Annotated in this window: 27 protein-coding genes and 1 other annotated feature; of the genes, 3 read left to right on the forward strand and 24 right to left on the reverse strand. The window is 39.8% G+C overall.

Annotated features, from left to right (window positions below; all coding sequences use genetic code 11):
• Positions 1 to 11: 11 nt before the first annotated feature.
• The 8 genes from KMHG_RS06545 to ruvA all read right to left on the reverse strand — a co-directional run bounded on the left by KMHG_RS06545 (position 12) and on the right by ruvA (position 8,989).
• A complete protein-coding gene (locus tag KMHG_RS06545; RefSeq protein WP_010288100.1) occupies positions 12 to 1,781 on the reverse strand; it encodes a S8 family peptidase in 1,770 nt (589 codons plus the stop codon).
• A 189-nt stretch (positions 1,782 to 1,970) separates the two neighbouring features.
• On the reverse strand, positions 1,971 to 4,250 hold the full coding sequence (gene secDF, locus KMHG_RS06550; protein WP_010288101.1) for a protein translocase subunit SecDF: 2,280 nt from the start codon (positions 4,248 to 4,250) through the stop codon (positions 1,971 to 1,973).
• 164 nt (positions 4,251 to 4,414) lie between these two features.
• Positions 4,415 to 4,648 carry a post-transcriptional regulator gene (locus tag KMHG_RS06555; protein WP_010288102.1) on the reverse strand — a complete coding sequence of 78 codons (234 nt, stop codon included), beginning with the start codon at positions 4,646 to 4,648 and terminating at the stop codon, positions 4,415 to 4,417.
• A 138-nt stretch (positions 4,649 to 4,786) separates the two neighbouring features.
• Positions 4,787 to 5,068, reverse strand: a complete 282-nt coding sequence (gene yajC, locus KMHG_RS06560; RefSeq protein ID WP_010288103.1) for a preprotein translocase subunit YajC — start codon at positions 5,066 to 5,068, stop codon at positions 4,787 to 4,789.
• A gap of 60 nt (positions 5,069 to 5,128) precedes the next feature.
• Entirely contained in the window at positions 5,129 to 6,277 is a 1,149-nt protein-coding gene (gene tgt, locus KMHG_RS06565; RefSeq protein WP_010288111.1) for a tRNA guanosine(34) transglycosylase Tgt, read from the reverse strand.
• A gap of 3 nt (positions 6,278 to 6,280) precedes the next feature.
• Entirely contained in the window at positions 6,281 to 7,327 is a 1,047-nt protein-coding gene (queA, locus tag KMHG_RS06570) for a tRNA preQ1(34) S-adenosylmethionine ribosyltransferase-isomerase QueA (RefSeq protein WP_010288112.1), read from the reverse strand.
• 21 nt (positions 7,328 to 7,348) lie between these two features.
• Positions 7,349 to 8,353 carry a Holliday junction branch migration DNA helicase RuvB gene (gene ruvB, locus KMHG_RS06575; RefSeq protein ID WP_010288114.1) on the reverse strand — a complete coding sequence of 335 codons (1,005 nt, stop codon included), beginning with the start codon at positions 8,351 to 8,353 and terminating at the stop codon, positions 7,349 to 7,351.
• 15 nt (positions 8,354 to 8,368) lie between these two features.
• Positions 8,369 to 8,989: a Holliday junction branch migration protein RuvA gene (ruvA, locus tag KMHG_RS06580; protein ID WP_010288115.1), complete on the reverse strand. Its 621-nt coding sequence runs from the start codon at positions 8,987 to 8,989 to the stop codon at positions 8,369 to 8,371.
• A gap of 147 nt (positions 8,990 to 9,136) precedes the next feature.
• On the opposite strand from ruvA, the gene KMHG_RS06585 reads away from it, so the two are divergent.
• A complete protein-coding gene (locus KMHG_RS06585) occupies positions 9,137 to 9,667 on the forward strand; it encodes a transcription repressor NadR (protein ID WP_010288116.1) in 531 nt (176 codons plus the stop codon).
• Between the two features lie 45 nt (positions 9,668 to 9,712).
• Here KMHG_RS06585 and pheA read toward each other — a convergent pair whose 3' ends face one another.
• The 16 genes from pheA to KMHG_RS06665 all read right to left on the reverse strand — a co-directional run bounded on the left by pheA (position 9,713) and on the right by KMHG_RS06665 (position 21,094).
• Positions 9,713 to 10,582 (reverse strand): prephenate dehydratase, encoded by an 870-nt coding sequence (gene pheA, locus KMHG_RS06590; RefSeq protein ID WP_010288117.1) that lies wholly within the window; start codon positions 10,580 to 10,582, stop codon positions 9,713 to 9,715.
• 16 nt (positions 10,583 to 10,598) lie between these two features.
• On the reverse strand, positions 10,599 to 11,054 hold the full coding sequence (thrR, locus tag KMHG_RS06595; RefSeq protein ID WP_010288118.1) for a transcriptional regulator ThrR: 456 nt from the start codon (positions 11,052 to 11,054) through the stop codon (positions 10,599 to 10,601).
• Positions 11,055 to 11,072: 18 nt separating this feature from the next.
• Positions 11,073 to 12,362, reverse strand: a complete 1,290-nt coding sequence (gene obgE / locus KMHG_RS06600; RefSeq protein WP_010288122.1) for a GTPase ObgE — start codon at positions 12,360 to 12,362, stop codon at positions 11,073 to 11,075.
• 3 nt (positions 12,363 to 12,365) lie between these two features.
• A complete protein-coding gene (locus KMHG_RS06605; protein WP_010288123.1) occupies positions 12,366 to 12,902 on the reverse strand; it encodes a Spo0B domain-containing protein in 537 nt (178 codons plus the stop codon).
• Positions 12,903 to 13,084: 182 nt separating this feature from the next.
• Positions 13,085 to 13,381: a 50S ribosomal protein L27 gene (gene rpmA / locus KMHG_RS06610; protein WP_010288125.1), complete on the reverse strand. Its 297-nt coding sequence runs from the start codon at positions 13,379 to 13,381 to the stop codon at positions 13,085 to 13,087.
• A gap of 12 nt (positions 13,382 to 13,393) precedes the next feature.
• Positions 13,394 to 13,735, reverse strand: a complete 342-nt coding sequence (locus KMHG_RS06615; protein ID WP_010288126.1) for a ribosomal-processing cysteine protease Prp — start codon at positions 13,733 to 13,735, stop codon at positions 13,394 to 13,396.
• Positions 13,736 to 13,751: 16 nt separating this feature from the next.
• Positions 13,752 to 14,060, reverse strand: a complete 309-nt coding sequence (gene rplU / locus KMHG_RS06620) for a 50S ribosomal protein L21 (protein ID WP_010288129.1) — start codon at positions 14,058 to 14,060, stop codon at positions 13,752 to 13,754.
• A 13-nt stretch (positions 14,061 to 14,073) separates the two neighbouring features.
• Positions 14,074 to 14,150, reverse strand: a sequence feature (ribosomal protein L21 leader region).
• A 144-nt stretch (positions 14,151 to 14,294) separates the two neighbouring features.
• A complete protein-coding gene (gene minD / locus KMHG_RS06625) occupies positions 14,295 to 15,095 on the reverse strand; it encodes a septum site-determining protein MinD (protein ID WP_010288131.1) in 801 nt (266 codons plus the stop codon).
• Between the two features lies 1 nt (position 15,096).
• On the reverse strand, positions 15,097 to 15,774 hold the full coding sequence (locus KMHG_RS06630; RefSeq protein WP_010288132.1) for a septum site-determining protein MinC: 678 nt from the start codon (positions 15,772 to 15,774) through the stop codon (positions 15,097 to 15,099).
• 25 nt (positions 15,775 to 15,799) lie between these two features.
• Positions 15,800 to 16,327, reverse strand: coding sequence for a rod shape-determining protein MreD (mreD, locus tag KMHG_RS06635; protein WP_010288133.1), 528 nt, complete (start codon positions 16,325 to 16,327; stop codon positions 15,800 to 15,802).
• The gene (gene mreC, locus KMHG_RS06640) at positions 16,328 to 17,242 is read right to left on the reverse strand and encodes a rod shape-determining protein MreC (protein ID WP_010288135.1); all 915 of its coding nucleotides are present in this window, start codon (positions 17,240 to 17,242) and stop codon (positions 16,328 to 16,330) included.
• Between the two features lie 13 nt (positions 17,243 to 17,255).
• Positions 17,256 to 18,275 carry a rod shape-determining protein gene (locus tag KMHG_RS06645; protein WP_010288136.1) on the reverse strand — a complete coding sequence of 340 codons (1,020 nt, stop codon included), beginning with the start codon at positions 18,273 to 18,275 and terminating at the stop codon, positions 17,256 to 17,258.
• 96 nt (positions 18,276 to 18,371) lie between these two features.
• Complete coding sequence (gene radC / locus KMHG_RS06650) at positions 18,372 to 19,043, reverse strand: RadC family protein (RefSeq protein WP_010288137.1); 672 nt, start codon at positions 19,041 to 19,043, stop codon at positions 18,372 to 18,374.
• Positions 19,040 to 19,522 carry a hypothetical protein gene (locus KMHG_RS06655; protein ID WP_010288139.1) on the reverse strand — a complete coding sequence of 161 codons (483 nt, stop codon included), beginning with the start codon at positions 19,520 to 19,522 and terminating at the stop codon, positions 19,040 to 19,042. Before KMHG_RS06655 ends, radC begins: the two co-directional genes overlap by 4 nt.
• A 178-nt stretch (positions 19,523 to 19,700) precedes the next feature.
• Positions 19,701 to 20,498, reverse strand: coding sequence for a hypothetical protein (locus KMHG_RS06660; RefSeq protein WP_010288140.1), 798 nt, complete (start codon positions 20,496 to 20,498; stop codon positions 19,701 to 19,703).
• A complete protein-coding gene (locus tag KMHG_RS06665; RefSeq protein WP_010288141.1) occupies positions 20,498 to 21,094 on the reverse strand; it encodes a PilN family protein in 597 nt (198 codons plus the stop codon). Before KMHG_RS06665 ends, KMHG_RS06660 begins: the two co-directional genes overlap by 1 nt.
• Positions 21,095 to 21,430: 336 nt before the next feature.
• Between KMHG_RS06665 and KMHG_RS06670 the strand changes: the two genes are divergently transcribed.
• Both KMHG_RS06670 and KMHG_RS06675 read left to right on the forward strand, forming a co-directional pair.
• Entirely contained in the window at positions 21,431 to 21,880 is a 450-nt protein-coding gene (locus KMHG_RS06670; protein WP_010288142.1) for a hypothetical protein, read from the forward strand.
• Positions 21,881 to 21,901: 21 nt separating this feature from the next.
• Positions 21,902 to 23,476: a hypothetical protein gene (locus KMHG_RS06675; RefSeq protein ID WP_010288143.1), complete on the forward strand. Its 1,575-nt coding sequence runs from the start codon at positions 21,902 to 21,904 to the stop codon at positions 23,474 to 23,476.
• Position 23,477: the final 1 nt, after the last annotated feature.

Here is a 23,477-nt window from a genome sequence, read left to right on the forward strand (position 1 = left end):
AAGCGATTTATTTATTTTACGGTAAATTTCACCGCGAATGGTGTCGTAATTTTCTTTCCTGTTTTCGTTTTTAAATTTGTCGGGTCGATCATAATGACATAATTACCCGCTTTTAAATCTTTCGGGAATGTTAGACGAATTGCTTTCCCACTTGCAGCTTTTTTCAATTGGAAGCCTGTTAATTTTGTACCATCTTTATACACATAAATACGACTGGCTGTTAACGATGACGGTTTAATTGCTGTCGTAAATTTCAATTGCGTTGTTTTTTCTTTCGCCATTTTCGTTAAGTTATTCGCCCTTAATTTAGATGATTTGGTTGAAGAAGAAACGACGACCGTTTTTAACTTTTTATTATATTGTTTAATATACGTTTGTTCTGGTTTTGCTAAATGATTGTATAAAGAATACACTTTTGTAAACTCTAAACCGAGTGTTAACTTTTGATTTTCTGCAATTTTAGAAATGACTTTCGTAATGTCATATTGATGCGCACTAATGTACTTTTGTGCGTCATTTTGTGTTTCAATAACGTTCGTATTACTTTCTGTTGGTAAACTTGAACCGTCTTCATCTACAGGTACTGTCGGCGTATTAACGACAGGTGTTGTCGTTGCGACAGCAGGTAAATTTGTTAACTTCACTAAACCGTCGCCATATAATACGTCGTGCCCTTTTGCGCCTAAATCTTCACTATATTGTTTTAATAACGTTTGGAGCTGAGCTGTCGAATATGTTGGGTATCTTTCTTTTAATAGTGCTAACATCGCCGTCACGTGTGGTGCTGAAAATGAAGTGCCTGATTCTAACACTGTGCTTCCTTTTAAGCTTAAAACGCGTACATCTTCCCCTGGCGCGACAAAATCAACCGCTTCGCCACCATTTGAAAAATAAGAACGCTCTTTTGAAGCATCTACAGAACCGACACCAATGACGCCACTATAAGCTGCTGGATAATCAACCGGTGCGACACGTGTAAATGAACTTTCATTTCCCGTTGCAGCGACGATTGTTAGGCCTGCAGCATTCGCAGCACTAACAGCACGTTTTAAAATCGGGTCTGCTTCTTCAGCACCGAGAGACATGTTTAAAATGTCCATACCATTTTCAATACTCCATTCAACAGCTGATAAAATAGTCGACATTTCCGCACCATCTCGGTCAAACACTTTTAAGCTATACACTTTCGCATTCGGTGCGATGCCTACAAACGTACCATCAGTTGTCGTCTGTTTTCCGCCCGCAATAATGCTCGTAACAGCCGTTCCGTGACCTTCTACATCTTTTGGCGTCGCTTCATTCGTTGCTGTCTGTGGATCGTCATTTACGAATGATAAAGCCGTCACGTGGTTTAACGCAGTGATTTCTGCAACACCTGTATCAAGTACAGCGACGTTGACGCCTTGGCCACTTAACCCTTGTTGCCACGGCGTTTGGACACCTGTCATTTTCACATTCCAAAGTGGTTTTGAAATACTTTTTAATGTCGATGTATCTACATTCGCTGTTTCATATGTAGTAGCTTCTTTTTCAACGATATGAATATCATCGTTTTGTTGAAGCGATTTCAATGCTTCATCGGTAAAAGCCCCTTCAATCGTTTGAAACGCTTCGAAATCTTTCGTAATCGATAACGCTTGCTGCATAATCGCTTGTTTACCTGCATCGTTTTTGTATACGACAAATACATCTTCTTGTGTCGCCGCTTGTGCGAATTGTGGTGTTGCAAATGCCAAGCCAATTGTTGCGCCAAACGCTAATCCCCATTTTTTCACATTCATTCTCTTATCTCCTACCTACTGTATGTTCCCATAAACGTCCACTATTTACGCTTGATTAGACAATATTGTATCACAGCCCATTTTATAGCACGTTACTCCTACGTGACAAATACATTACATTTTGAGCATACGCATTCAAAAATATGCATAAAAAAAGAGCCGAGATATGTCTCGACTCTTTCAATAAACTTAAACGACTGGCTCGTCAGAACCCCATTTGCGTTCTTTTTTACTTACGTCTACTTTACCGCCTTTTTTCTTCATTTGGCGTACTTTAAGCACGTACCAAATTTGAGCAGCAATATAAATAGAAGAGTAAACACCTGTTACTAAACCGATCAGTAAAGCAAGTGCGAATGTTTGGATTGATGTTGCACCGAAAATCATTAACGCGATAACAACGACTAACACCGTTACGACTGTATTGACAGAACGGCCAAGCGTTTGACGTAATGATTTATTGACGATATTCGCCAATTCTTCTTTATCTTTAATAATACCGACACGATGTAAGTTTTCACGAATACGGTCAAATGTAACGATCGTATCGTTAATTGAGTAACCGACAATCGTCAGTACCGCAGCGATAAACGTAATGTCTACTTCAATACGGAACATACTGAAGATTGCTACCATGAAGAATACGTCATGCAGTAATGAAATAATCGTTGCGACACCCATGCGCCATTCGAAACGAACCGCTACATAAATGATAATACCAATTGCTGCATAAATTAATGCTTTAATTGCATTTTTCGCAAGCTCTTTACCGATTGTAGGTGATACGGTAGAAATCGCTACTTCTGTATCGTCACCGTACGTTTTTTGCATATGTGCACGGAATTCTTTTACTTCATCTTTCGTGAAGTCTTTTTCAAAGCGTAATACCGCTGTTTCAGATTTATCACCGGCGATTGAAATATCTTTCGGTGTTAATCCTTCTTTTTCAACGACTTTTTCAACTTCATCAGATTTTAAAGATTGTGACGTATGAATTTCAACACGAGAACCCGCTGTAAAGTCGATACCTAAGTTTAGACGGAAAATACCTAAAACAATCATACCAGCAAGAATTAAAATCGCTGATAACGCAAAGAATTTTTTACGGTTGTGTACGAAATCAAAACGATCGAAGTGTGTTTTTAAATCTAACGTTTCAATACCTTCAGACAGTTTGTGAACACGTTTTTTATTAACACCGAAAAGACCTGGTTTGTTATCTAAGTAACCTGATTTCACAAGTAAGCCTAGTAAAATACGTGTACCCCATACAGCTGTTAAGAATGTTACGACGATACTAATGATTAATGTTGTTGCGAAACCTTTTACGCTACTTGTACCGAAGTAGAATAATACTGCAGCGGCAAGTAATGTCGTAATGTTCGCATCGAAAATTGCTGTGAATGATGATTTAGAACCAGCATGGAAAGCGGCCTTAATCGGTCGACCGATACGAAGTTCCTCTTTAATACGTTCGTACATAAGAATGTTCGCATCAACCGCCATCCCGATACCGAGCACGAGCGCTGCGATACCTGGTAACGTTAATACAGCATTGATCATTTCAAAGATCCACAGAACGATGTATGTGAATACTGTTAATGTGATCACTGCGATTAAACCTGGTAGACGGTAAACAAGTAACATGAATACGAAGATTGCTGCTACACCGATGATACTCGCAAATACTGTGGCTTTTAATGCGTTATCACCGAATTGTGCACCGACTGATGTTGAGTAAACTTCAACTAATTTTGCTGGTAATGCACCAGCGTTTAAAATACCTGCTAAATTTTTCGTTTCTTCTACAGTAAAGTTACCTGTAATTTGAACATCAGATGTATTTAGCGTTTCTCTTACGCTTGCTGCTGAAGCGTAAGCTGGGTTTTCTTTTTGCATTTCTTTTGCATAAGAATCACCTTTTGCAAAATCTAACCAGATGACTAATAAATTTTCGCCTTGTGGACGTTGTGAAAGCTTAGATGTAATATCTGCAAATTTTTGCGCATCTTTCAGTTTCAATGTCACCATTGGGGCACCATTTTGGTCAAATGCTGCTTTCGCGCCGCCTTGTTTTAAATCGTTACCATTTAGTAACTCTTTATCATCGACATCGCGGAACGTTAAGTTCGCTTGGTTTGATAGTACATCACGGGCTTGGTCTTGGTCTTTTACACCAGCAAGCTGTACGCGAATACGGTTATCCCCTTCAATTTGGATGCTTGGCTCAGATACCCCTAATACGTTAACACGTCTAGAGATGGCATCTGCTGTTGCTTGCACATCCTCGGCTGTGACTTTACCGTTTTTTTCATCGAGCGGCTGTACTTCGTAAAGTACCTCAAAGCCACCTTGTAGGTCGAGACCTAGATTGATGTCTTTTAGGACGCCACTCACCGTCGTACCCATCGCTGCAAATAGTGCGACGACAATTAGCAGGAAGGCGACGATTCGACTTCTTAATTTCATTCAAAATCCTCCTCAAACGAATGCCACAATATGTTATAAAAATAAGCTCATGAAAAAACTATTTTTATAAAGCAATAAGGATATACGCATATCCCTTTGCCATTTTCTACATAACAGCCTTATTATGAAACAGCTTGGCGTCTGTGTCAAATGACGTCAAAAAATTATGACGATTGTGCGCTATGTAACGCCCAATATTGTTCGACTGTTAACGAACATAAGTCCGCGACAACTTCATGCATATGGAGCTGCTCTAGTTGATGTTCTTGCCATATGTGTGACACACAAAATGCCCATAGTTGCTCTGGCGTTACGTACGTTCGCTGCATCGCGAAATCTTCACACTTCATTTGTAATACAACTGCAACTTGCTCATATAACGATTGAAATACGACCATTTGAACAGCCCCTTTATGATTGAGTTCTGTCATCATTATACCAATAACTCGAACTATCTGCTTTAATAGGACGTCATCTGTCACAAAAAAGTTTATGAAAAAAGAGCCTAGGTATTCCTAGACTCTCCAAATAGACAATTATTTTGTTAACGATACGCCTTCGCCTTCTAATACGCGTTGAATCGCTGCGCGTTCGAAACGAACTTTTGAACCATCTTCAATTGTTAATACAACTGTTTGATCGTCAATAGCATCGACTGTACCGTGCATACCGCCGATTGTCACGATTTTGTTGCCACGTGATAAATTATTTTGCATTTCTTGTTGCTTTTTACGTTGCTTTTGACTCGGACGGATCAGCATAAAGTACATTAACGCGATAATAATAATCATCGGTAATAAACTTGTTAAAGAACCCATTTGTTACATCCCCCTTTCTCTCTATAAAAAAAACACTATCAACATAATATTATACAAGACTTAGAAGTTTTTTGCATTTGGTTTATTGAAACCATATTTTTCAAAGAACTCTTCGCGGAAGTCACCTAAGCGGTCCTCACGGATTGCTTGGCGAATTTGACGCATTAAGTTTTGTAAGAAGTGTAAGTTATGTGTTGATGTTAAACGAATACCGAACGTTTCGTCCGCTTTAATTAAGTGGCGGATGTACGCTTTCGTATAGTTTTTACATGCATAGCAATCGCACTCTGGATCAATTGGTGTGAAGTCTTCTGCATATTTCGCATTTTTCACGACAACGCGTCCTTGGCTTGTCATACATGTACCGTTACGAGCGATACGTGTTGGTAATACGCAGTCGAACATATCGATACCGCGGATTGAACCGTCGATTAATGAGTCAGGAGAACCGACGCCCATTAAGTAACGTGGTTTATCTGCTGGCATTAACGGTGTTGTATATTCTAACATGCGGTTCATAATATCTTTCGGTTCACCTACTGATAAACCACCGATAGCATAACCTGGGAAGTCCATTGCGACTAAGTCACGTGCTGATTGTTTACGTAGTTCTTCGTATTCGCCACCTTGGATAATACCGAATAACCCCTGTTCATCAGGACGTGCGTGCGCTTCTTTACAACGTGCAGCCCAACGAGTTGTACGTTCTACAGAAGCTTTCATGTATTCAAATGTTGCTGGGAATGGTGGACATTCGTCGAAGGCCATGATAATATCTGCGCCTAATGCATTTTGAATTTCCATCGCTTTTTCAGGGCTTAAGAACATTTTAGAACCGTTTAAGTGGTTACGGAAGTGTACGCCTTCTTCTGTAATTTTACGCATATCTGATAATGAGAACACTTGGAAACCGCCTGAATCTGTTAAGATTGCGCCGTCCCAGTTCATGAACTTATGCAGACCGCCAGCTTGTTTCACTAATTCGTGACCTGGGCGTAACCATAAGTGATACGTATTGGATAGGATCATGTTTGCGCCCATCGCTTTGATTTCTTCTGGCGCCATCGTTTTAACTGTTGCTTGCGTACCTACTGGCATGAAAGCTGGTGTTTCAAATGAGCCGTGTGGTGTGTGCACGATACCTAGACGGGCGCCTGTTTGTTTACATTCTTTAATAAATTCGTAACGAATTGGTGGTTGTTGAGACATGTATTAATTTCCTTTCTTTTTCGGGCGAATAAACATTGCATCACCGAAGCTGAAGAAACGGTATTTGTTTTCTACAGCGATTTTGTATGCGTTTAGGACGTTTTCACGACCTGCAAGCGCACTAATCATCATCACTAATGATGATTTCGGTAAGTGGAAGTTTGTCACCATACCGTCGATTGCTTTGTATTCAAATCCTGGGTAAATAAAGATTTTAGACCAGCCTGATTCAGCGACGATTTTGCCGTCATTGTTTTGGGCAACTGTTTCTAATGTACGTGTTGAAGTCGTACCTACAGCGATCACGCGACCACCATTTGCTTTTGTGTCGTTGATAATTTTTGCTGTGCCTTCTGGTAAATTGTAGAATTCTGCGTGCATATCATGTTCTTCGATATTGTCTGTGCTTACTGGACGGAATGTACCGATACCAACGTGTAATGTAACGAATGCTACTTGTACACCTTTTGCACGGATTGCGTCTAAAATTTCTTCTGTGAAGTGAAGACCAGCTGTTGGTGCAGCCGCTGAACCTAACTCTTTAGAGTATACAGTTTGATAGCGCTCTTGGTCATCTAATTTCTCATGAATGTATGGAGGTAATGGCATCGTACCTAATTTTTCAAGGATTTCGATGAAAATACCTTCATAGTTAAATTTAAATTTACGACCGCCGTGATCCATTTCACCTGTGCAAGTCGCTGTTAGTAAACCGTCACCGAATGATACGATTGTACCTTCTTTAATACGTTTTGCAGGTTTTACTAATGTTTCCCATTCATCGTCTGCTGTTTGTTTAATTAATAACACTTCGATATGTGCGCCTGTTTCTTCTTTCACGCCGATTAAACGTGCAGGTAGTACGCGTGTGTCGTTTAAAATTAAGCAATCGCCTGCTTCTAATTCATCAACGACGTGTGGGAAATGATGATGTGAGACTTCACCAGTTTCTTTATCTAAAACCATTAAACGGCTTGCAGCACGGTTTTCTAATGGTACTTGTGCGATAAGTTCTTCTGGTAAGTGGTAATCAAAATCTTCTAGTTTCATAATTGTTATGCCTTCTTTTTCTTAAATTTCTGATGGGTGGCGATAGCCAAAATGGTCATACGCGGCCATCGTTGCCATACGACCACGAGGTGTTCGTTGAATAAAGCCAATTTGCATTAAATATGGCTCATAGACGTCTTCAATCGTCATTGATTCTTCACCGATACTTGCAGCAATCGTATCAAGCCCTACAGGACCTCCACGGAAGCGTTCAATCATCGTTTCAATCAATTTACGGTCAATGCTGTCTAAGCCAAGCGGATCGACTTGTAAAAGCTCTAACGCCGTTTTCGATAACTCAATCGTAATATCGCCGTCACCGAGCACTTGTGCATAATCACGTACACGTTTTAATAAACGGTTCGCAATACGTGGTGTCCCACGTGAGCGACGTGCTAATTCTAGTGAAGCTGTCGGATCGATGCCAACGTCAAACAAAGAGGCGCTACGTGTGACGATTTCTGCTAACGCTTCTTCATCATAGTAGTCCAACCGTAATAATACACCAAAACGGTCGCGAAGTGGAGCAGATAGCGCTCCAGAACGTGTAGTTGCGCCAACTAATGTAAATGGTGGTAAATCTAGGCGAATCGAACGTGCTTCTGGCCCTTTACCGACGACGATATCTAAACAATAATCTTCCATCGCTGGATAGAGTACTTCTTCAATCGAACGTGGTAGACGGTGGATTTCGTCAATGAACAGTACATCACCTGGCTCTAGCCCACTTAAAATTGCCGCTAAATCCCCTGGACGTTCAATCGCAGGACCACTCGTCATTCGAATATTAACACCCATTTCATTCGCAATGACTGCAGCAAGCGTCGTTTTACCAAGCCCTGGAGGCCCATATAATAACACGTGATCTAGTGATTCCTCACGCATTTTTGCAGCTTCGATAAAAATTTTTAAGTTTTTCTTTACTTTATGTTGCCCAATATATTGCGCTAAGTTTTGCGGACGTAGCGACAATTCAAACGATTCATCAAAATTTGTCGCATTTCCTGACATGACGCGATCATCCATCGTACGCCCTCCTCTCTATTGTTGCTTTAATAATAATTTAAGTGCTTGTTTCATATAAGATTCCGTTGTCGTAAGCGTTTCATCATCTGCTAATACTTTCGTAATCTTCTCAAGCTCTTTTTCAGAATAGCCAAGCGCTGTTAACGCAAGTACCGCTTCATCTAATTCGTGCTGATATGGATTGACGCCAAATAGCGGCAATTCATCAGGCGCACTTTTCAAATCTACTTGGCCAAGGAATTGACCGAGTTTTCCTTTTAAATCTAAAATCATTTGACGGGCTGTCTTTTTGCCGACGCCTGGGAACTTCACAAGGAACTTCTCATCTTCGCCTTCAATCGCTGCGACAAGTGCATCTGGTGTGCCGCTTCCAACGATAGCAAGCGCACCTTTTGGACCGATGCCAGACACTTGAATGAGCTTACGGAAAAGTTCACGCTCGTCTAACGATGTAAAACCAAATAATACGTGCGCGTCTTCACGAACTTGTAAATGCGTGAACACTTGGACGATGTCACGATTAACATGAAAAGCGTACGGATTTGGCGTATTCAATTGATAGCCGATTCCTTGTTGTTCTAATACAATATATTCAGGTGTAATGCGTGTCACTTCACCTTTTATGTAATCATACATATATGCTCAAGCTCCTTCATTTCAAAATACAAACACATATTCTCATTTTAGCATATTCTTATGACATATTCAGTTTTAATGCGAACAACTAATATTTAATGGTACACTAGAATAGCACATTGTTGAAACGTATTTAGAGGTGATTGTATGAAAAAATTATTAGGCGAAGCGCGTCGTGCATTTTTAGTCGAATTATTAAAAAACGAGCATGCCGCTTTAACAGGTACTGAATTGGCGAAACGCTCTAACGTTTCTCGTCAAGTCATTGTCAATGACATGGCGTTACTCAAGGCACGTAATGAACCAATTATTGCGACGAGCCAAGGTTATTTATATTTAGCACAGCAACAATCGACCACTTTTGAACGTCAAGTTGCGAGCTACCATTCTGCTGACCAAACGGCAGAAGAATTAAACTTATTAGTCGATGCGGGTGTAACAGTTAAGGACGTCACAATCGTTCACCCTGTCTACGGAGATTTAACAGCATCGATTATGGTTTCAAGCCGTTACGATGTTGAGCAATTTATTCGCCGCATGAATGAAACAGAAGCAGCGCCGCTGTTATCTTTAACAGAAGGCTCTCATTTGCATACACTAACAGCTGATGCAGAAGAAAAGCTAGACGCTGCCATTGACAGTTTAAAGCAACGCGGTTTTTTATTAGAAGATATGTAATACATAAAAAGGGCGTACACGTCATGACGTGTACGCCCTTTTTTATTACTGTGCGTCAAACATATGATAGCTACCGAGCGATTTGACCGAACATCCTAATGCGCGAAGTTCTTCCATCGCACCAGTCATCATCGGTTCACGTTCATCTGCTAAAATGTCGACGATAAAGAAGTAATCACCGAGTTTCGTCTTCAATGGACGCGACTCAATTTTACTTAAATTCAATTTACGCCAAGCAAAAACCGATAACAGTTGGTGTAATGCTCCCGGATTATCATTCGGTAGCTTCACCATTAACGTCGTCTTCATTTGCTCGGATTGTTGTAGTCGTTCTAAGCGAATGTTACTTTTCGATAACACGAAAAAGCGCGTATGGTTGAAGTGAAAATCGTGAATATTACGTTCGACGATTGTTAAACCATATTGCTCTGCCGCTGCCTCATTGGCAATGGCTGCAATACGTTCTTCAGGATGTTCTGAAACGTATTTCGCAGCCGCTGCCGTTGATGTTTTCGGATCTTGTGGTACGCTTCGCAAGCGATAGTACAAATACTTATGACATTGCGCAAGTGCATGTGAATGTGAATAAATATGGTCGATTGTTTCCCAATGCGCTGCATGATCTGGATGCACCATTAAATGCTGTGCAATCGGAATCGCAATTTCCGCTGCGATAAATAAGTTCGCCTCATGATATAAATAATCAATTGTAAGCGGTACGATGCCCTCTAAGGCATTTTCAATCGGAACAATAGCAAAATCTACTTGTCCTTCTGAAACGGCCTCTATACACTCAGGAATCGTTTTCATCGGTATTTGCCAATCTTCCTTAAATAATCGTTTCGTTGCTAAATGTGTAAATGTACCTTCTGGACCTAAATAAGCCACGCGATTTTCCCAATCTTTTTCTGCCACGAAAATATCCCCCTTGTTATAACGCGCCTGAACTAATGACCTCAGCTGACTCTACAAAATCTAATTTTTTCAGATGTTGCAGTAGTTCATCTAATTCTACATCCATAGCTGTTACATCAAGAGATAAAGTGACATTCGCTCTTCCTTGAATTGGAATCGTTTGGTGAATCGTTAACACGTTGCAATGCGTCTCCGTAACTGTGGAGAGTAAGCGTGCTAACGTACCTTTGCGATCCTCCAATTGTAAAAAGACCGTTAAAATACGTTCTTGTACAATAGAGTGGAAGGGAAAAACAGCATCTCGGTACTTATAAAAGGCACTACGAGATAAATCGACCTCTTTGACAGCATCCCAAATTGATGACACTGCGCCTGTTTGAAGCAAATGCTTCGCTTGTAATGTTTTTTGCATAGCGTCCGTTAAGACATCTTCACGAACTAAATAGTAACGTTGATCCGCTACATTTTTCATGTTTTTCCCCCCTCATCACTAATCGACAAATTCAAATTCAAATTTCATTAATCGTACTGTATCGCCATTTTCAATACCTGCATCACGTAATGCATCATCGACACCCATACCACGCATTTGGCGTGAGAAACGACGTACTGATTCTTCACGACTGAAGTCTGTCATTTTGAATAGACGTTCAATTGTATCACCACTTAAGACGAATGCACCGTCTTCATCGCGAGAAACGACGAAGTCTGCACCTTTCGCTTCGTGTTTGTATAATACAGTTGCATCTGATGCTTCTTCTTCAGAATCGTGTAATAAGAATTCTGGCGTCACATCTAATAGATGAACGATTTCATATAATAACTCTTGTAAGCCTTGACGAGAAATAGCTGAAATTGGGAACACTTTGACGTCCTCGCCTAGTTTTTTACGGAATTCTGCTAAGTTTTCCTCTGCACCAGGCATGTCCATTTTGTTCGCAACTACAAGCTGTGGACGCTCAGTTAAGCGTAAGTTATATTCTTCTAATTCTTTATTGATTGATAAGTAGTCTTCGTAAGGATCGCGTCCTTCCATACCACTCATATCAACGATGTGTACAATAACACGTGTACGTTCGATATGGCGTAGGAATTGGTGACCTAAACCAACACCTTGTGCTGCACCTTCGATTAGACCTGGTAAATCCGCCATCGCGAATGATTGACCATCATCTACTTGAACCATCCCTAAGTTTGGTACGATCGTTGTGAAGTGGTAAGCACCAATCTTCGGTTTTGCTGATGATACAACTGATAATAAAGTTGATTTACCAACACTTGGATAACCGACTAAACCGACATCAGCTAAAACTTTTAACTCTAATATAACATTAAGTTCTTGTCCTGGCTCACCTTTTTCAGATAATTCTGGCGCTGGGTTCGCAGGTGTCGCGAAACGAGAATTCCCACGACCACCGCGACCACCGCGTGCAATGACTGCTTCTTGGCCTGCTTCAACTAAGTCAGCGATAACGCGACCCGTTTCAGCATCCGTTACAACTGTACCTGGTGGAACTGGTACGACCAATGGTTTTGCACCGCGTCCGTGCGCGTTTTTACTCATACCATTTTCACCGCGTTCGGCTTTAAAATGACGTTTGAAACGGAAATCCATTAGCGTACGTAAACCTTCGTCTACTTTGAAGATTAAGTCGCCACCTTTACCGCCATCACCACCGGCTGGGCCACCATTCGGTACGAATTTTTCGCGACGGAAGGCTACCATACCATCTCCGCCATCGCCACCTTTAACATATACTTTTACGTGGTCAACAAACATTGTTTAAAGTCCCTCCTTATGGGCGTAAATACAATAATGCCAACGCTCATGACTAAAAGATACATCTTCTAGTTCAAGCTCTGCATTACACAACTCGAGCGCAATCGGCTCGGCTGTTGTCTTTCCTATAAAATCAAATGAAATCTCGAACTCCGCTTTACTCGCAAATATATTTAATGAAAGTCGTTGTTCTACTAAAGGATCGATTCCTTTATAAATCGCTATTACAGATTGCTCTAAATACGTATATAAAGCCTCGTCCCATGTCTCTCGCGCTGCCGATCCAACATTACACTCAATAGTAATCTCTAAAGACGGAAAGCGCCAAGGAGCCGTGTGAAGCCATTCAATCGTTTTTTGAATGCCTAATTTATTTATATTAAAAAAAGTTTGAGTCGCATCAGCCATATCATTAATAGCTGTTTTCGCGGCTTCAATCCGTTCTAAATCAAGGTTCATTTTCACAAGTTGCAGCTGATTCATAAAATCATGATGAACATAGCGCAACACCTCATTTATCGTTAATGGCTGTTCTATCACAAGTACACGCTCCTTCGATGAGATGTTCATGTTTTTAGTATACCAATTTTCTGTCGTAAATGCGTTATGAAATGCGTCGAAAAGCAAGCTTTCAACAAAAAAAGGACGACCCTCGAATTAAGCGAGAGCCGCTCCCTTTCATAAAAAAAGGACTGCACACGTGCAGTCCTTTGCGCTTATTATTAAGCTTCTTGAGCTACAGGGTATACGCTAACTTTTTTCTTATCGCGACCGAAACGTTCGAATTTAACAACGCCGTCAACTTTCGCGAATAAAGTATCGTCACCACCGCGGCCTACGTTTTCACCTGGGAAAATTTTAGTACCGCGTTGACGGTATAAAATAGAACCAGCACTTGTGAATTGACCATCAGCACGTTTTGCGCCTAAACGCTTAGACTGAGAGTCACGACCGTTTTTAGTAGAACCTACACCTTTTTTAGATGAGAAGAACTGTAAATCTAAAGATACTAGTAACATATGTTCCACCTCCTAGATCATTTTATATTTTAATTCGATAAAATCTCCATAACTAGCAACCATCGTATACACTTGGGTTACCATTGTTTGAAGAATAGTTTGCAGTTTTGCATCGTTTTCAGGGGTCAAATCGCTCGGATCGACAACAACTTTTAAATAGCCACCATCTTCACCTTGCTCAATGCCCGGTGTGATTTGTAATAAGCTGTTAATCGCATTGACAGTACCAAAGGCAATGGCAGATGCGCCAGCACATACTAAATCACGACCATGCTCGCCAGAATAGGCGTGACCTGAAAATTCAAAGCCATATGACTTGCGATCTTCAGTAGACTGAATTTCAACAGTGATCATATTATCACCTCACACATTAAGCGTTGATAGCTTCAACCACTAATTTAGTGTATGGTTGACGGTGACCTTGTTTACGACGGTAGTTCTTTTTAGCTTTAAGTTTGAAAACTGTCACTTTCTTTTGGCGACCTTGTTTTTCAACTTTAGCTGTAACTGTTGCGCCTTCCACGAATGGAGCACCAACTTTAACAGCATCACCACCAACGAAAAGAACTTTGTCGAAAGTTACTACTTCACCAGCTTCAGCGTTGATTTTTTCAACGTAGATTTCTTGGCCAGCTTCAACTTTGATTTGTTTACCACCAGTTTCGATAATTGCGTACATAACTGCACCTCCTCAATAGACTCAGACTCGCCTTCCTACAGTGCCCCCGAAGGATACTTTAAAACTGTTTCAGAGCGGTTGTAGCACGGGTGCTACATAACGTTTTAAAGCATAACATAATGGTATTAGGGCGTCAAGAATAAACGTAAAATAACTTTTGACGCGAAATATTCACACAATTTACACGCAAAAAAAACCGAGCTATCCGTTGATAACTCGGTTTGTATAGTTGATCTATTTTTTAAACATCGCTTTTAATTTCGCGAAGAAGCCAGGCTTTTCCTTATCTAAGGTCATAAGCGGTACAGATTCACCTAAAACGCGGCGTACGATATTACGATATGCTTTTGAAGCCGTATTAGAAGGTTCCATGACGATTGGTTCACCTTTATTAGATGAAGCAATCACGTTGTCATCTTCTGGAATAATACCTAATAATTCAATTGATAAATGGGTCGTAATTTCGTTCACGTCTAATGTTTCACCACGGTCCATCATTTCGGGACGAATACGGTTAATGATTAGTTTTGGTGATTGAACTGTGGCTTCTTGTTCTAATAAACCAATGATACGGTCAGCATCACGCACCGCTGAAATTTCAGGAGTTGTTACGACAATCGCACGGTCTGCACCAGCGATGGCATTGCGATAACCTTGCTCAATGCCTGCTGGGCAGTCAATTAAAATAAAGTCGAAATCCTGTTTTAAGCCATCAATTAGCTCTTTCATTTGTTGCGGTGTTACAGCTGTTTTATCGGAAGTTTGAGCTGCCGGTAATAGGAATAATAATTCATCAAAGCGTTTATCTTTTACGAGCGCTTGGTGAATTTTGCATCGGCCTTCAACGACATCTACTAAATCATAAATGATACGGTTTTCTAAGCCTAAAATAACGTCTAAGTTACGTAGACCGATATCTGTATCGACTAAGCAGACTTTCTTTCCTTGAAGTGCCAATGCAGTTCCTAGATTCGCAGAAGTTGTTGTTTTACCAACGCCCCCTTTACCAGAAGTAATTACAATTGCTTCCCCCACATTAGCTTCCTCCTTTAAACGTTGCCAAATTCGGTCTGATATTACGTAAGTTTTGCAGACGGTCAATAACAATGTGGCCATTGTCATGTAAATACGCACATTCCATCTCTGGATGCTCCGATAAAATCGTCGTTTCATTTGTCATCAATTCAATGACATCATCGACCATTAAATGCGTTGCTTCAAGCCAAGATGCGACGATCACAGCATTGCGATTGCCACCTTTACCTGCATGTACGATTCCTTTTACGCGTCCTAGTACGAATATGCTACCTGTTGCTTCCACTCGGCCATTCGGATTGACGTCACCAATGATAACGATATCTCCTTCTATTTTAAGTACTTGGCCTGAGCGTACGATTCCGATGTATGTAGAAGATTGATGTTCCAACACGCGTTGGTTACTTTCTTCAACAGTTAAAACATCGCTCTTAATTTTGGAAACAGTCACACGCTGCGTTTCTTCGACAACTTGTAATAACTGTTTGAGTTTTTCATGTGTACAATAGCGGTTTCCTAAATGAATTTGCACTTCCAAATGTTCGTCATCGTTATGCTGCGTTACTACTTTCGTTGACTGTAAAGCATCTAGTAAATCCGCAAATCCGCACTGGTCATCCAATTTCAGCACAAGGCCTTCTTTAGTCCCCTTCATTGTCACTAGTTGCTTTGTTGCCAAACTTATACACCTCTTGTTTTTAAAATTATAAAATCGAACGGTTTGCTCGTACGTACGAGCGATATTCTAGCAAGTATTTGAATCCAATTCCTAACATAATTAAGAAAATTGCATTGGCAATCATCGTCGGAATCAGACGTGTATTTAAGAATTGTGCGAATGTGACATCTGTGAACGAAATTAATACGAAGAAGCCATATAACGCTGTTTCTAAAATTGCGACTAATACGAGTGCTAGCGTCGTCGTTACGACTAAATGTTGATGTATATATTTTACTGTAGACCCAGCAATAAAACAAATAAATGGATATAAAAACGTATAAAGACCAATGATATCAATGTAGAAAATGTCATTGATAAGACCAAAAATTAAGCCATAAATCATCGCTTTTTTACGATCATAGTAAATCGCCATAAAAATTAAGAATAAAATGAGAAAGCGTGGGACTAAATAAATAAGATGTCCATGCCACTCAATTGGTGAAAAAAGAGAAAACTCTGTTTCAGCAAAAAAGAGAATAATGACAACTGCGGGAATTAAAAATCGCACCATCTATTTGTCATCCCCTGTAGCTTCTGACGTTGCACCATCAACGTTGTTTGTGCTCGTGCCATCAACACCATCAATCGTAATTGTACCGCGTTTTGCGATTACAACGTGGTCAAGCATAGAGAAGTCTGCTGCTGGTTTGACGTAAGCAAGTTTTGTTAAACCGAAGTCGTCCGTCGTTACTTTTGTAACTTCCCCAATTAAAATACCTTTCGGGAAAATACCGCCTAAACCAGAAGTCGTAACTTTGTCACCTTTTTTAACTGATAGCTCTGAGTCGACACGTTTTAAAATTAATTCGCCACGTTTACGGTCATAGCCTTCAATTAAACCATTTGTCTCTTTTTTCTTATTCGCTACCGTTGCTGATACGCGGTAGTTCGTATTATTTGTAGATAATAATTCTACTTCAGATGTAGTCGCTGTCGTTTGTACGACTTTACCAATTAAACCTTGAGCAGTTAACACGGCCATGTTTACTTTAACACCATCCGTAGAGCCTTGGTTTAAAATCAATTTTTCTTCCCATTGATCTGGGTTACGAGCAATAACATTTGCTTGAATTGGATCATATTTACGCAAGTTACCTGATTTATCTACTAGCTTTTGAAGACGTTTGTTTTCAATAGCTAGCTCATTGACTTCTGCTTGTAATGTTCCGAATTCTTCCAAGCGCGATTTTAAACGTTTGTTTTCTTCATATGTGTTTACCATCGCATCAATATCTTTAATAAAGCCCGTAACATAGTTTGTTGGCTTTGCAACAATTGATTGCGCAAAGCCAACAGTATCTTTTACGATTCTTTCTGGAAATGATGCGTTTTGTCGATCGCGTAAGGATAAGCTGATTAATGCCACGAGTAAGATTACACCGATTAATAGAAAAATAAATTTCTTTCTGTTCATAAATTGTGGCATTACTTAGACCTCCTTATTTCGTTTGGTGACGTTTCATTAAGTCGATATGCTCTAATGCCATACCAGTACCCGTTGCTACGCAGTCTAAAGGATTTTCTGCGATAAATACTGGCATATTTGTTTCGTCACTAATTACTTTATCTAAGTTTTTAAGTAGTGCACCACCGCCTGTAAGAACGATACCGCGTTCCATAACGTCAGCAGATAATTCTGGTGGTGTTTGTTCTAATGTTTTCTTCACGCCTTCGATGATAGCTACGATTGATTCACGTAATGCTTCAACGATCTCTTCTGAAGAAATTTCGATTGTTTTTGGAAGACCTGTCACTAGATCGCGACCACGGATATCCATTTTTTGTTCAGTCATGCCTTCTGTAGAAGCTGAACCGATTTCCATTTTAATAGCTTCGGCAGTACGTTCACCGATTGTTAAATTGTATTGTTTACGGATATAAGCAATGATTGCTTGGTCCATCGCGTCACCTGCAACACGTACAGATTCACTTGTTACGATACCGCCTAAAGAAATAACAGCTACTTCAGTTGTACCGCCACCGATATCAACGACCATTGAGCCAGTTGGTTCCCAAACTGGTAAGTTCGCACCGATTGATGCTGCAAATGGTTCTTCGATTGTGAACGCATCTTTTGCACCCGCTTGACGTGTTGCGTCGATAACAGCACGTTGTTCAACTGATGTAATACCATAAGGAACACATACCATTACGTTTGGTTTTTTGAAGTTACTACCTGAAGCTTTCATCGCCTCTTTTAAATAATAGCTAATCATTGTTGTTGTAATGTCGAAGTCTGCAATTACGCCGTCTTTCATTGGACGGATTGCTACGATTGATCCTGGTGTACGACCGATCATATTTTTCGCATCGTTACCTACTGCAACGATTTCACCTGTTTGCGTATTTTTCGCTACTACTGATGGTTCGCGTAAAACGATCCCTTTACCTTTAATAAATACCAATGTATTTGCTGTGCCGAGGTCAATGCCGACATCTTTTCCACCTAATCCAAACACTTTTTGTTCTTCCTTTCTCTAAAGCTGTTACTTTTAACTAGCTATCTTAAAATCATACGTTTCATTATAACGAAAAAAGCTGAAAAATTACAGCCTTTACATAAAACCTTTCTCTTTTAAACTGATAAATTGGTCATCCCCGATAATGACATGATCTAATAGCTCAATTCCAAGAACATTGCCCGCTTGTTGAATACGTTTTGTCACGTCAATATCTTCTTGACTCGGAGTCGGGTTTCCTGATGGATGATTATGTGCACAAATAATCGATGCTGCGGAGCGTTTCACTGCTTCACGAAATATTTCACGAGGGTGCACAATGCTGGCGTTTAAACTACCAATAAATACTGTTTGCCTATGAATCACTTGATTTTTAACATTCATATAAAGAACGACAAAATGCTCTTGCTTTAAACTGCTCATATCAGACATCAGAAGCGTTGCCGCGTCATCGGGTGTTCGAATCGTGAAATCATTGTGCACACGTTTCAGATGTACACGTCTTCCAAACTCCGTGGCTGCAAGTATTTCTACTGCTTTTGCTTCTCCAATACCGTCAATATGCATTAACTCTTCAACAGTTGCATCTTTTATCTCGTGAAGCTGTTCAAAATGTGAAAGGACGTTTGTTGCTAACTGCATAACAGAAACATTTTTATAACCTGTCCGTAATAAAATTGCGAGTAACTCCTGATTTGTCAGTTGGCTCATCCCATTTTGACGCAGCCGTTCTCTTGGTCGATCTACTGGATGAATATCGCGAATCATGCTAGCACGCCTCCCGTTCCTAATAAGGTACGTAAGTGATGCTGCGTGTGGTTCAACATATCGACTATGTCATGTACGCCATCAATTATAAATGAAGATGATTCCCCTAATATATTATAACTAATATTACTGCAAAAAGGTTTCCGTTCTGTAATATATTTTGTAATATTTTTCGGTCGTCTTGCACTCTGAAAATAAAGCGCTTTCGTTTTGAATGCAGACGCATGCCAAACAGCTAGTGCAACCGTTATCTTACCATACTTTGGATCACTTTCCATAGAGGTTGTAATCGAGATAACCGGGACATTTTTTTGCCTGCCAGCTGCAGCTTGTACAAGCTGATGCACAGCACGTGCGTATGCATCTCCTTTATCAAACATAGATGGTAAAAAACAGTCATGATTAATCGCTTTATACGGTGTTTTTAATAAGTGCATGACCGCTTGACTAAATGGTTGTGGATTAACAATATACAACATGTTAGCGCCCCCTTTTAAGCGCATCATATCGAAATGTAAGTACCGACGAAACATTTGATTATTAAGCGTTCATTTATTTTCCAATCTATCTTTAAAAAAACGCCTACACTTTTGACGATTTATTAAATAAATATAAAAAAAGCAAAGCCTTTTTCAGACTTTGCTTTTCGTTTCATGCTTATTGTTCTGTATCTGCTGATTCCTCAGTTGTATCTTCAGCTGGTTGTTCTGTTTCTATGTTTGTTTCTGTTGTTGCATTGTCATCTGCTGACTTGTCGTCTTTTGCTTTGTTGTCTTTTGCATCAACAACTGGTGCTTCATAGTAGAACGTTGTCAGTTGTAATTTCGCCGCAACGATATCATCAGATGTTGTATCTTCTGCATCAGGTGCTTCGTATTTTACTTTTTCAACGATATACATACGTTGCGCTTTTTCGACTTGATCGATGAAGTTGCGAATATCCGCTTCAGAATAACCACTTACTGCTAATTGAACAGTAATCATTTTTGCATGTTTTGGTAATGTACTTTCGGGAATATCTGATACTGGTGTCGCATCTGCAGCATAACCAGATTTTTCTTCTGCTTCTGTTAATGCCGTCGTTACTTTCGCTTCTTCTGCAACGACTTTTTGTTCTGCATAAGCATTGAACGTAAAGTCTGTAATTTGTGTCGCACTTGCCGCTTCGGCAGCTTGTAAATCATCAACAAGCGTATCCATTGAAGGACCTTGTGGCACTAATTTTGCATTTTTTTCTTGATCTGTCGGTTTAATAACTTGAGCTTTTAGTTCATTATGTTGCGTTTTTAGCGATTGTGCTTCTGTACGTTGCACAGCTACTTGCTCTTCTAATTCAGCACGCTTATCCATTTGCGGCTTTAACATATAAAAATAAAGCGCAAAAATAACCGCGGCAGCGATGATGACGATAAGGGCGTATAGTAGCGGCTTTTTATTTGTCTTTTGCTGCTCCATTATTTAGACGCCTCCTTATCTTGTACCTCTTGTAACTTTTCTTTGTTCAATGTGACGTTGTAAACAGCTTGATAACGTGCTGTCGATGAAATATCTGGTTTCGCCGCTAAATCATCTTCTGCTATCGGCGTATAAGCCGCTACTTTATCAAGTACAACTGTTTCAAATACGTCTGTATTTTGAGAAACCGCTTTTTCGTAAGTTGTTGCATCTTGTAGTGTTGAGAAATTCATTTTGAATTGTAGACCGTTTGCGTCATATGTAACACCTGTTAGTGCTGCATCGCTCGGTGCATCTTTCATTACAGCTGCAAATACTGCTGTTAAATCAATTTTTTCTGCTGTCGCAAAATCTACGACTGCTTTCGTCATATTTTCGGGTTTGCTTTGTAATTTTTCTAATTCGCCACTCGTATAATCAATTTGAGCTGCTAAACTATCGCGCTGTTTCTCAGCGTCTTTAATATCATTATGTACTAAGAAATAGTTAATAGCGAAAAATAATACAATGACAACCGCTACAAAAATACTTAAGCCGAGCCAAGGACGTTTTTTCTTTGGCTGTTCGGCGCGTTGGGTTGTTTCTTCTTGTTCCATGTCAATCCCCTTTCTACTTTTCACATTCTAAAATGTCTACGTATATGCTAACTACAACGTTAATCATACAAATAACGGCAGCTTTTTTCAAATGTTTTCCTACTAATTAAGGAATACTCCCTTGAAGTAAATGCCCCTTTAGATAATACTGCTTTATGCACTATGTCTCAATAAAAATTTTAAAATCGACGAATAATTGTTCGAATAGGCAACATTTCTCAAAAATTCAAGCCGTTTCTTCGTATTGTCATACGAAATCAGTTGTTTCATCTATGAAAAACGCTTATCATTAAAACGTTAACGTCAAATTACTTTCTTACGAAGGAAGGTTTACATATGGTAGAAGGAAAAACGATTAAAACATTTGCGTTTATATTACTCGCGATATTGTTTGTATTGCTCATCTCGCTTCATAATACACGCTTAGATGCTCAACAACAAGAAGCTGCTTATTATGTAACGACGACGCAAGCAGCAGACAAAGAGCTAGCAACCATTGACGAGCGACTTCAACAATTCCAAAGTACTCAATCAATTGAAGCTTTTCAGACGCTCGGTTATGAACGTGTGTTAAACAATGACTCAAATAAAACGACATTTTCAAAAGTCGATCCTTATTTAAAACAAACAACAGCTGTAACGATTTCTCCTGCAAATACACATGGTTTATCGCGTGCGATCATTACTGTTTACGACGGTGACAGCAACACATTAAAACAACGTGATTTAACGAAAATTACGCAGCTTGAAACGGTACTTTCTTGGAAGGACAATCATGCATATTAGTCGAGAGGTGACCTATTTATAATGAAGAATATGAAAAAGAGTTCTCTCGCATTATTGATTGTGGCAACGGCCCTTATTATTTGTGCCATTGCTTTTTTCTTTATTGAACAATCAAATGCGAAAGAGCAAGCAAAAAATATGAAAAAGCTTGAAACATCCGCGACGAACATTGCAAAATCCGGCTTAAAAACGACGCGCGCTGAATTAAATGCGCTCGTAGAACAAGCTTACGATGATACGATGGCACGTTACGATCAATTATCAGCGACCGATAAAAAAGGGTTCGAAGTAGACCGTATGTTTTATGGCCGTTCCGAGAGCTTACTTCAAGCACGTGTCGACAAACCAATCGTCATGACGGATTATAAAATGACAAACGGCGAAAAACCAAAAACAGAAACGGTTTTAACGCATACGTCTGGTGAACAATATCAACTAGAAACGACTGCTACAATCGGTCGTAAAACTGTAACCGTTACACAAGATTACGTTTTATCATTAAAAGTGCCTGTGACAAAAGCGAACGGTATTTACAATTACCAATATGCGATTCACGCAACAGGTGATATCGCTGTTGTGAAAGGTTCAAAAGTTATTGGGAATTTAGCAACAGCAAAAACGAGTGATATTACGGTCGATAACGCAAGTTGCCAATACGTACAAAACGGTAGCGGTTATTATAATGAATGTTATAACGATGGGAATACCGATGCATCACCACTGAAAATGCGTAATGCCCAAAGCTTTAAAACGTATTTACCATCATTCCCAAAAAAAGACTTAAAAATATTTGATGCGTTACCTGTTTCTACAGAAAATTTATATTTACCAATTCCGAAAAAAGATCAATATAAAGAAGTGACAGAAGCAGACGGTATGATTCGACGCGTGAAGAAAACAGATGCTGAATTAGAACCGTTGAAAAAATATTATTATCAAAATGGTGTGTTGACGATGAATAGCGTCACACAAAAAATGTTTACAGATGCGAAACCATATAGCTTCACAGAATCTGAAGTGCATATGAATGCTATTCATGTAGATGGCATTAACGCTGTCATCGATATTGGCGATGCTGACCAAGTTGTACGTGTTGACGATTTATCACTTACGAACGGCGCAACATTAACAGTACGTGGCGCTGGTTCACTGAAACTATACGTCAACAACTTTAGTGCAACAGCCGGTTCAATTGTCGCTGAAGATGATGCTACGATTGAAACGTATCTGGATGGCAAAAATGCAGTCACATTCGATGATCAATTTACATCACCTGGTTTATTATATGTACGTAAAGCGCACGTTACATTACCAGCAGATGGTGGTTTTGAAGGTAACATTATTACCGGTGCGAAACGTTTAACAATCAATGGCGGTGAAAATCAACAAGCGCAACTTATTTTAGCGCCGAAAGCACTCGTATCATTTAAAAACGATACAGTTTTCCACGGTGCTGTCATTGCGAAAAACGTCTATGTTGAACAATCAACACTCGTGTTCACAAAACCAATTGACCAAATTCCAATTCCACTCGCTGTAGAGCAATTTGATGATCCGATTCAACTGATTGCCCCAAGTGACGTTCAAACAAAATAAG

This window comes from Kurthia massiliensis (genome assembly GCF_000285555.1).
Taxonomy (GTDB): Bacteria; Bacillota; Bacilli; order Bacillales_A; family Planococcaceae; genus Kurthia; species Kurthia massiliensis.